Here is a 4,815-nt window from a genome sequence, read left to right as displayed (position 1 = left end):
ACCCGTATCATGATGACGCCTCCTTGATGTGGTGTTGCGGTGCGCGTGCACCGCTCCGATGGTTGTGTGAGAACTCCATCTTACCTCATCATGGAGGCTTTTTATCTCAGGTTATTTGACTCCTATTTTGGACAAGAGTGTATGTGTCTCTTGCTTCTACAGCAGCTTAGAAACTCCGGGTTTAACACGTGAGGTGGAATGCGCCCACTACCACTGCATCCTCAGCGTGCGCATTGTATTCCTTGCAGGCGGCGGATGTCCTGAACGCGATGAGGTGGATGCTGAGTGCATCGAGGAGATTCTTTGTCTCTGCGGGAATGCGGAGCATCCCGACCGCGCCGCAGCCGATGATGAGCGTGTGCGGTTTTGCCGCGAGGATCTCTTCAATATCTTCCCTGTGGAGGCTGTGGCCCGCCGTGCGCCACCAGTCGGGGCGCACATGGTCGTGGAACACAATGACATCGCCGTGGTATTCTTTCCCGCCGATGACTATCCTTCCAAAACTGTAGTCATCAATTTTCATTATGTGATCTGTTTTTTGCCGCGGATTTGCGCGGATAAGCGCAGATTGTAAAAACAGCCTGATGTGTAAGGTAGTGAGCCTAAAATCACTTTTAACTTTTGGCCTTCAACTTTAGGCTGTAGGTCATATCCGCGCTCATCTGCGTCGATCCGCGGCTAAGTTAAAACACCCCGTCAATCCTTGCCCCGCACTTCGGACACGCCCCCTTCCTGAGATTGTTCTCGATAACCTCGAATCCCCACCGCCTGATGAGCAGCGCCCCGCAGCTGTAGCAATGGGTGTTCTCGCACTCCTCTCCGGGGATGTTGCCGCCGTACACGTAGCGGAGCCCGGCATCTTTTCCTATTTTACACGCGCGCAATATGGTACTCACCGGCGTCCGCGGGAGGTTCATCATCTTGTAGGTGGGGTGGAAGGCACTCACGTGCCAGGGGATCCCCGCGTCCACCGAGGCGAGGAATTCGGCGATCCCGCGGAGCTCCTCGTCTGAATCGTTCTCCGTCGGGATGACGAGGGTGGTGACCTCGACCCAGATCCCCATTGTGTTCATCAGGCGGATGTTTCTCTTCACCGGCTCAATGCTCGCGCCGGTCCTGCGCCTGTGCCGCTCCTCGTCGAATCCCTTGAGGTCCACGTTCGCCGCGTCGAGCCACCCGCGCATAACCTCGAGCGCCTCGACAGTCATGTAGCCGTTTGTCACGAAGTTGTTCTTGAGGCCACGCTCCTTCGCTAGAATGCCCGTGTCATGGGCGTATTCGAGGAATACGGTCGGCTCCGTGTAGGTGTAGGAAATACTGGCGCAGCCATGGTGCGCGGCAAGGTCGACGACCTTCGCGCAGGGCAGTTCCTCTCCCTCCAGGCGCCCATGGTGGTCCCGCGGGAGCTGCGATATGGTGAAATTCTGGCAGTGCAGGCATCGGAAGTTGCAGCCGACGGTGGCGATGGAGAAGGAGCTGCTCCCGGGGAGAAAGTGGAAGAACGGTTTCTTTTCGATCGGGTCAACGGCCGAGGATATGGCCTTTTCGTACACCAGGCTGTAGAGCATGCCCCCCCTGTTCTCCCGCACGCAGCACAATCCCCGTTTACCCTCGGCGATCTTGCAATGAAACTCGCAGAGGAGACAGTCCACCTTGCCGCCGTCCGCCTTCTTCCACAACATCGCTTCTTTCACAATGCACCTTCTTACCACGGATTGGCACAGATCATTACAGATTATGACAGGCTAATGATCTCTTCCTGGTGTTATCAAGAATATAGCGCTTGAATTCAGGTTCACTTCCAAAATTGATCAACAATCCCACCTCGATCCTTGTGGATTTCAGGTAATTTATGAGTTGGGCATCATGGGCAGGGGCAAGGGATTCGGTGGCCTTTGCTTCAACAATCACTGTGTCGTTCACGATCAAGTCAGCGCGGAATTCACCGATGATATTCCCTCGAAAATGAACGTCAATGCCCTTCTGTTTCTCAACAGCTAATCCATAGCCTTTCAACACGATATAGAGGGCGTTCTCGTAAACCGATTCGAGAAATCCGCTTCCAAGTTCGTTATAGACTTCATAGAGGCCTTTAATGATCAGATCGGTAATTTCACCGTGCTTGAGTGTTCCTTTGCTCATCAGATTCATCTTTCTCGGAAAACTGAAATCAGTGGATATCAGCAATAATCCGCGCAGATCCGTGGCTAACTTATCCTTTAACGCATATCATTGGCCGGAGGCGGGCGACCTTTATGTTGACCCCCGCGCCCTCCATCACCTCCACCACCTCCCGCACATCCTTGTACGCGCCGGGGGCCTCTTCGGCCGTGCCGGGGAGGCTGTGCGCCCTCACGATGATCCCCCTGGAGCGCAGCTCACCGACTATTTTCTCCCCGCGGTACTCTCGCTTCGCCTGCGTGCGCGACTTGAGTCTCCCCGCGCCGTGCACGGTGCTCCCGAAGGTCTCCGCCATCCCTTTTTCAGTCCCCCTCAGGATGAACGAGTATGTTCCCATCGTCCCGCCGACGAGCACCGGCTGCCCCACGCTCCTGTATGCCGCGGGGATCTCCGTGCTCCCCGCGGCGAATGCCCTCGTGGCACCCTTGCGGTGGATAAGGAGCCGCTTGTTCTTCCCGTCCACGGTGTGCGTTTCAAATTTGGCGGTATTGTGCCCCACGTCGTAGAGCATGCGGATGAGAGCGTGATCGGTGCCGAACACCCTGCTGAAACACCCTCTCGTCAAATGCGCGAGCGCCTGGCGGTTGGCGAATGCGCAGTTGATTCCGCAGAACATGGCCGAGATGTATTCCTGCCCCTCGGGGCTCTCGATCGGCGCCCCCACGAGCTCCTGCTCGCGGATGGGGATATTGTATTTCTGGCTCGCCCGCTTCAGCTTGACGAGGTAATCGGTGCCGATCTGGTGGCCGAGCGCGCGGCTCCCGCAGTGGATTGAGACCACTACTGAGTCTTTCTCAAGCCCGTAGACACGCGCCGTCGCCTCATCATAGATTTCGTCCACGTATTGAACCTCGAGGTAGTGATTGCCTGAGCCGAGCGTGCCCACCTGGCGGAACTGCCGCTCCTTTGCCTTATCGCTCACGTTCTCCGGCTTCGCTCCCGCGATGCATCCGTTCTCCTCGATGAATTCGAGATCGGCCTCAGTGCCGTACCCGCGTGTGACAGAGAACCGGGCGCCTGTGCGCAGCACGTTTTCTATCTCGCGCTTGTTCAGCCTGAAATCACCTTCCGATCCCAGCCCGGCGGGGATGCCCCGGTAGAGCGCCTCCGCGAGTTCTGCTTTTTTCTTCTCCACCTCGACCCTGGAGAGGGGAGTGATCAGGGTGCGCACGCCGCAGTTGCAGTCGAAGCCAACGCCGGCGACGGTGACGATGCCCTCTTTTGTATCGAACGCGCCGACCCCCCCGATGGGGAAGCCGTAGCCGGGGTGGATATCAGCCATGGCGAGCGAGTATTTCTGGATGCCGGGCAGGCAGGCGACATTCTTCACCTGGAGGAGCGCGTTCCACTCTCGTGCCTTGGGCTGGTCGGCCATGAGCTGGTCGATGATCGCGCGGTCGGCATAGATTCTCCCGGGCACACGCATCTCATCGCTTTTAGGAATTTCCCACAGGAACTCCGAAACCTGCCGCACCTCGATTTCACCACTCATATCGAGTTTCTCCTGAATGCATCATATCGAGAGAGTTTGAGCTGTTTGAATCGTTTGAATGATAAAGAACACAAATTGCTATGGGCATCTAGTGTGCCGGCTCAAAGATAACTTTCGCAATCTTGTCATTGCGGGTGAAATACTCATAGATTGTTGGTTTTTTGTTGGTTTTTGAACCATGAAAACCACCTTAAGAATTGGATTTTATGAATCTGTCTCATTCCGGCGTGTTGTCTATAAGCTCGTTTGATTCTTGAATGCCATCCTTCAAGAGCATTGGTTGTGGCGTGAATACACGGATCCATCAGGTAATGGAACATGTTTGGTAGTGCATTGTTCAGCAGCGTAATCGTTCTTTTAAGATCGACATTTGCCTTGATGTTCATGGGCAAAGACAGCACGAATGGCCAATGTCTGGCCAGCCATGCTTTGTAAGCATGAATGAATTCATTTTGTTCTTTGACAGATTTGATCCTCGTAAGCGTTAGAAGCAGCTGCCGAAGTTCTTTACCAGGCTGGGTGTTGGGATAACTGCGAAGCCAGCGACATCCCTCATGCTGGATGTGGTAAAGGCATCGTTGGATTTTTGCATACGGCCATGCTTTATCGATAGCCCGAAGCGTTGAACGTTCCCCATCAGATGTAATGGCAAGGAGATCCAGACCGCGCGCTTTAAGACTTAAAAACCACCGATACAGTGCTGTAAAGCCTTCTTTGGGCACGTACAAATTTGAAAGTATCATGGGTGGGTTAGCGCTCATCATGGTTACCAGACAACCGTCTTTATGAAAGTAGGTTCCATCAAGGATAACGTGCTTATACGAGCTAAGGTCCTGAATCTCATTGGGCGTTTGATTGAGCCAATAATTTTTGATCCGGTGAAGCTTGGCGCGGCTAAAACCGGAATGCATGACCAGTTGGCGCACAGAGTAACTTTCTGTAACCCAAAGCTGAAACCAGTGACGCTCTTTTCTCCTTTTAATATCAGGTTGTTTGTTTATCTGTAGTTTTGCACTTTTATAAGACAGAACTCGCTTGAGCCGTTATTCAAAAACGGCTACAGGAACACTTTTATAATGCATCAGCAGGCCAAGAAGCCTGCATTTTGCGCCGAAACGCTATGCGGCAAGTTTCGCGAGCGC

Annotated in this window: 5 protein-coding genes; all 5 read right to left on the bottom strand. The window is 54.1% G+C overall.

What is annotated here, in order from left to right:
- Nucleotides 1-181: 181 nt before the first annotated feature.
- Nucleotides 182-523 carry an MTH938/NDUFAF3 family protein gene (locus NTX71_00125; protein MCX6338311.1) on the bottom strand — a complete coding sequence of 114 codons (342 nt, stop codon included), beginning with the start codon at nt 521-523 and terminating at the stop codon, nt 182-184.
- A 160-nt stretch (nt 524-683) separates the two neighbouring features.
- Entirely contained in the window at nt 684-1,694 is a 1,011-nt protein-coding gene (gene amrS / locus NTX71_00120; protein ID MCX6338310.1) for an AmmeMemoRadiSam system radical SAM enzyme, read from the bottom strand.
- A 34-nt stretch (nt 1,695-1,728) separates the two neighbouring features.
- A complete protein-coding gene (locus NTX71_00115; protein MCX6338309.1) occupies nt 1,729-2,142 on the bottom strand; it encodes a GxxExxY protein in 414 nt (137 codons plus the stop codon).
- A gap of 70 nt (nt 2,143-2,212) precedes the next feature.
- Nucleotides 2,213-3,661 (bottom strand): RtcB family protein, encoded by a 1,449-nt coding sequence (locus NTX71_00110; GenBank protein MCX6338308.1) that lies wholly within the window; start codon nt 3,659-3,661, stop codon nt 2,213-2,215.
- Between the two features lie 155 nt (nt 3,662-3,816).
- Nucleotides 3,817-4,599 (bottom strand): transposase, encoded by a 783-nt coding sequence (locus tag NTX71_00105; GenBank protein ID MCX6338307.1) that lies wholly within the window; start codon nt 4,597-4,599, stop codon nt 3,817-3,819.
- Between the last annotated feature and the right edge of the window lie 216 nt (nt 4,600-4,815).

Source organism: Candidatus Auribacterota bacterium (assembly GCA_026392035.1).
In the GTDB taxonomy this organism is placed as follows: Bacteria; Auribacterota; Tritonobacteria; order UBA1439; family UBA1439; genus JAPLCX01.
This window is presented reverse-complemented; position numbering and strand designations above follow the sequence as displayed.